General features: G+C 70.8%; 4 protein-coding genes. 3 read left to right on the top strand and 1 reads right to left on the bottom strand.

Annotated features, from left to right (window positions below; all coding sequences use genetic code 11):
* Window positions 1–76 precede the first annotated feature (76 nt).
* Complete coding sequence (locus ACWEN3_RS41325) at window positions 77–406, bottom strand: WhiB family transcriptional regulator (protein ID WP_452982333.1); 330 nt, start codon at window positions 404–406, stop codon at window positions 77–79.
* 381 nt (window positions 407–787) lie between these two features.
* Here ACWEN3_RS41325 and ACWEN3_RS41330 point away from each other — a divergent pair, with 381 nt between their 5' ends.
* The 3 genes from ACWEN3_RS41330 to guaB all read left to right on the top strand — a co-directional run bounded on the left by ACWEN3_RS41330 (window position 788) and on the right by guaB (window position 4,910).
* Complete coding sequence (locus ACWEN3_RS41330) at window positions 788–1,399, top strand: response regulator transcription factor (protein ID WP_003948568.1); 612 nt, start codon at window positions 788–790, stop codon at window positions 1,397–1,399.
* A 1,183-nt stretch (window positions 1,400–2,582) separates the two neighbouring features.
* Window positions 2,583–3,170 (top strand): sigma-70 family RNA polymerase sigma factor, encoded by a 588-nt coding sequence (locus ACWEN3_RS41335; protein WP_392201124.1) that lies wholly within the window; start codon window positions 2,583–2,585, stop codon window positions 3,168–3,170.
* Between the two features lie 231 nt (window positions 3,171–3,401).
* The gene (gene guaB, locus ACWEN3_RS41340; RefSeq protein WP_452982337.1) at window positions 3,402–4,910 is read left to right on the top strand and encodes an IMP dehydrogenase; all 1,509 of its coding nucleotides are present in this window, start codon (window positions 3,402–3,404) and stop codon (window positions 4,908–4,910) included.
* Window positions 4,911–4,969: the final 59 nt, after the last annotated feature.

Genomic DNA, 4,969 nt, shown 5'->3' on the forward strand with positions numbered 1-4,969 from the left:
GTCAGGGGCACGCACAAGGCGTGCCCGGGTGGGGGAATGGTTGCACCCGGTGGGCTGTGGGTGCAGAAACGTTCCTTCAGTGATTCGGGGCGGCATCGCCGCTGGTGGCCGAGGCCGACACCAGCCGGTTGCGTGCTCGCCCCATCAACTCCTCACGCTCATCCTCGGTGAGGCCTCCCCAGACGCCGTACGGTTCGCGCACCGCCAGGGCGTGTGCCGCGCACTCCGCACGGACCGGGCACCTCATGCAGACCTCCTTCGCCGAGTTCTCGCGAGCGCTCCGAGCCGCCCCGCGCTCGCCCTCCGGGTGAAAGAAGAGCGAGCTGTCCACCCCGCGGCAAGCAGCCAGCAGCTGCCAGTCCCACAGGTCCGCGTTCGGTCCGGGAAGGCGGGAGAAATCTGCCATTACGTGACCCCTTGTAGCCGTTCTGGGCGGATACGGTGCCAACGACCGTACATCTCCGGTCTAAGGAGATGTAAATATGACTCATTGCGAATCTAGCCCCGAACACCACGAAACGGGAAGAAAAGCAGCTGAATGGGGCATAGGTTGTGATGAAAAGTTGAGGGTCCGTTGGGCATGTCTGCACCGTGTCGACGCCCTCACGTAGAGTGCCGATGACGGCACGCAGCCCCGTAACTCTTTCGAGTGACCATCGTTGAGAGTGCGGAGGCGGTTGAAAACACAAGCGCTCGGGCAGGCGTCCGAGACGGTCGACCGCACAGGTGACGATTCCGTACCAGCCTGGAGGCTCAAGGTGACGCGCATCAGCTGCGGAGGGCGGTCATGACTTCCGTCCTCGTCTGCGACGACTCCCCGCTTGCCCGAGAAGCGCTCCGCCGCGCGGTCGCGACCGTGCCCGGTGTCGAGCGCGTGACGACGGCGGCCAACGGCGAGGAAGTCCTCCGCCGCTGGGGCGCCGACCGCTCCGACCTCATCCTGATGGACGTGCGCATGCCCGGCCTGGGTGGCGTCGAGACCGTGCGCCGGCTGCTGTCGGCCGACCCGGGCGCACGCATCATCATGCTCACCGTCGCGGAGGACCTGGACGGCGTGGCCCTCGCGGTCGCCGCGGGTGCCCGGGGCTACCTGCACAAGGACGCCTCGCGCGCGGAACTGCGCGCCACGGTGACGCAGGCGCTGGCCGACCCCACCTGGCGGCTCGCCCCGCGCCGCCTGCGCTCGGCCGAGATGGGCGCCGCGCCCACGCTCACCGCGCGTGAGATCCAGGTGCTGGAGGGCATGAGCCACGGCCGTTCCAACGCCGAGATCGGCCGCGAGCTGTTCCTCTCCGAGGACACCGTGAAGACGCACGCCCGGCGCCTGTTCAAGAAGCTCGGCGCCTCGGACCGCGCCCACGCGGTGGCGCTCGGCTTCCGCTGGGGACTGGTCCGGTAGGACGTGCCCAGCCCCGCGCGGCACGCGGGGCCCCATCGCCGTTGCCGGGGACGCGCCGCGTCCCCACCGGGCAGCGGCGCGGGACGCCGCCCGCCGGCTCACCCGAAGGCAGGGGCCGCGGTGTGCCTCCCGTGGGTGCCCAGGGTGCCTGGTGGAGGTGCCGCGGGTTGGCTCCCGCGGATGCCCCTGGCGCCTTGGGCGCTTGGCGTGCCCGGCGTGCCTGACGGATGCGGCTTGGGGTCCCTCCCGGGTGCCTCGGGGATGTCTGGTGGATGCGGGAGTACGTGTCTGTCGATCGTGCCCGGGGCGCCTGAGGTGGGCGGCTTTGGGCGTCGGCCGAGGGTCTGCGGGGTGCTCGGTGGGTTCGGGGTGCCTGATGGGTGCGGTTCGGTGTGTCTACCGGGTGCTTGTGAGAGGTCTCGCGTCCCGGGTGCCTGTGCGGTTTCCCGCGTCCCGGGTGCCTTCTTGGAGGTGCCTCGTGGCGCGGGGGCTTCCGGGGTGTCCGGCGGCCGCTCGGGGATTTCCGGGGTGCCCGGCGCCTCGGAGCTTCGTCGGTCGTCGGGCCTCCCGGGGTGTTCCGGGCCGTCTGCTGGAGGAGGCGCGGTGGGTCTCTCGGAGGCGCTCGGGCTGCTCGACGGGCCGCGTGTGAGCGGCCCCTCGGGGCCGTCCGGGCCACTGGGTGGACGCGGTGCGCCCTCCGTGGCGGCCTCGGTCGCGAAGTCCCCGGAGATGCGCGGCTGTGCACCAGTCGTACCCGGAGCGGGTCCTCGCGACCAGCCCGCGGTGCACCCGGACGGCTCCTGCGACCGCGACGACCGGTCGCATCGGCTCCCGCACATCGCCGGGAATTTCGACGCGCTCCAGGACGCCCCACGGGCCGCTGTGGGAGGGACGCACGGTCCTCCGGTCGCCGGGCCGGGCGCGGGATGCCGGACGGAGCACGGGGGCGTACGCCCCCGCCGGACGTGCCGGGAGACGGGGCGCGAAGGGGGCCGTACGACGCGCGCTGCTCGTTTCGGCGCGGATGCCGCATCCTTGAGATGTGGAGTCTCTCGGGGACGAGTCGGTCGAGCGGAAGGGGAGGGCGCAGGGGATGAGTGCCGGCGCACCTGCTCATAACGCTTCGGTGCACAACCACGAGCACGATGCGACGGACCGGACGGCCACAAGGCACGATGGACCGATGCGCGACGACGAGGCGGGCACGGCCCACGGGCCGATCGGGGCCCTCGTGCACCGTGCTGTCGACGGGGACGCGCAGGCCACGCACGACCTGCTGGCCCACGTCCATCCGCTCGCGCTGCGCTACTGCCGCACCCGGCTGTCCCGGCTGCCCGGCGACGCGCGCCACTTCGTCGAGGACCTCGCCCAGGAGGTCTGCGTGGCGGTCCTGCTGGCCCTGCCCCGCTATCGCGACACCGGCCGCCCCTTCGAGGCGTTCGTCTTCGCCATCGCCTCCCACAAGGTCGCCGACCTCCAGCGGGCCGCGATGCGCCACCCGGGATCCACGGCGGTGCCCTCCGACGAGATGCCGGAGCGCCCGGACGACTCCCTCGGCCCCGAGGAGCGCGCCCTGCTCAGCAGCGACGCCGAGTGGGCGAAGAAACTGCTGGCCAACCTGCCCGAGAACCAGCGCGAACTGCTTCTGCTGCGCATCGCCGTGGGCTTGACCGCGGAGGAGACCGGGCAGATGTTGGGAATGTCACCCGGCGCCGTCCGGGTCGCACAGCACAGGGCGCTGAGCCGCCTCAGAGCGCTCGCGGAACAGTAGGCGAACCCCTTTCCGCCCTGCGGCGGGTCAGCCGTATCGGCGCAAGTCGGCGGCACCGGGCCCGCCTCAGCCCGGTGCGGCTCCCGCACGCCGGACCCGAATGAACGAGCGTGGCGCCGCTTCCGTACGAATATACGAAGCCGGAACGGACCTCGAACCGTGGAATTTGCTAGCCACGCTTCCCGTTAGCATGGACATCCGCACCGATCAAGGCCATTTGGGGAAGGTGTCATGACTGCCAACGTCGACGGAGTGCCCGGTAAATTCGCGACACTCGGGCTGACCTACGACGACGTGCTGCTGCTGCCGGGCTCGTCGGACATGGCGCCCGACGAGATCGACACCGCCTCGTACGTCTCCAAGAATGTGCGGGTCAACATCCCGCTCCTGTCCGCCGCCATGGACAAGGTGACCGAGTCCCGCATGGCGATCGCGATGGCGCGCCAGGGCGGCGTCGGCGTGCTGCACCGCAACCTCTCCATCGAGGACCAGGCCAACCAGGTCGACCTGGTGAAGCGCTCCGAGTCCGGCATGGTCACCGACCCCATCACCATTCACCCGGACGCCACCCTCGCCGAGGCCGACGCGCTGTGCGCCAAGTTCCGCATCAGCGGCGTCCCGGTGACCGACGGCGACGAGAAGCTCCTCGGCATCGTCACCAACCGTGACATGGCCTTCGAGAGCGACCGCAGCCGCCGCGTGCACGAGGTCATGACCCCGATGCCGCTGGTCACCGGCAAGGTCGGCATCTCCGGCCCGGAGGCCATGGAGCTGCTGCGCAAGCACAAGATCGAGAAGCTGCCGCTGGTCGACGGCGAGGGCGTCCTCAAGGGCCTGATCACCGTCAAGGACTTCGTCAAGGCGGAGAAGTACCCGAACGCCGCCAAGGACGCCGAGGGCCGCCTGCTGGTCGGTGCGGCGGTCGGCGTGGCCGGCGACGCCTTCGAGCGCGCCCAGGCCCTGGTCGAGGCCGGTGTCGACTTCATCGTCGTGGACACCGCGCACGGCCACTCCCGTCTGGTCGGCGACATGATCGCCAAGATCAAGTCGAACTCCTCGGGCGTCGACGTCATCGGCGGCAACGTGGCCACCCGCGACGGCGCCCAGGCCCTGGTCGACGCGGGCGCCGACGGCATCAAGGTCGGTGTCGGACCCGGCTCCATCTGCACGACCCGCGTGGTCGCCGGTGTCGGCGTCCCGCAGGTCACCGCGATCTACGAGGCCGCGCTCGCCGCCAAGGACGCCGGTGTCCCGGTGATCGGCGACGGCGGTCTGCAGTACTCCGGCGACATCGCCAAGGCGCTGGTCGCCGGCGCCGACACGGTGATGCTCGGCTCGCTGCTCGCGGGCTGCGAGGAGTCCCCGGGCGAGCTGCTCTTCATCAACGGCAAGCAGTTCAAGTCGTACCGCGGCATGGGCTCCCTCGGCGCCATGCAGACCCGCGGCGACCGCAGGTCGTTCTCCAAGGACCGCTACTTCCAGGAGGGCGTCGCCTCCGACGACCAGCTGATCCCCGAGGGCATCGAGGGCCAGGTGCCCTACCGCGGCCCGCTGTCCTCCGTCGTGCACCAACTGGTCGGCGGCCTGCGCCAGTCGATGTTCTACGTCGGCGGCAGGACCGTGCCCGAGCTGCAGGCCAACGGCCGGTTCGTGCGGATCACCTCGGCGGGTCTGAAGGAGAGCCACCCGCACGACATCCAGATGACGGTCGAGGCGCCGAACTACAGCAGCAAGAGGTAGCTCTCAGGTACGACACCGGCGCGTCCACGCGCGCGTGACGGCCGCACGACGGCGGCCCC

The sequence above is a fragment of the Streptomyces sp. NPDC004561 genome, assembly GCF_053602155.1.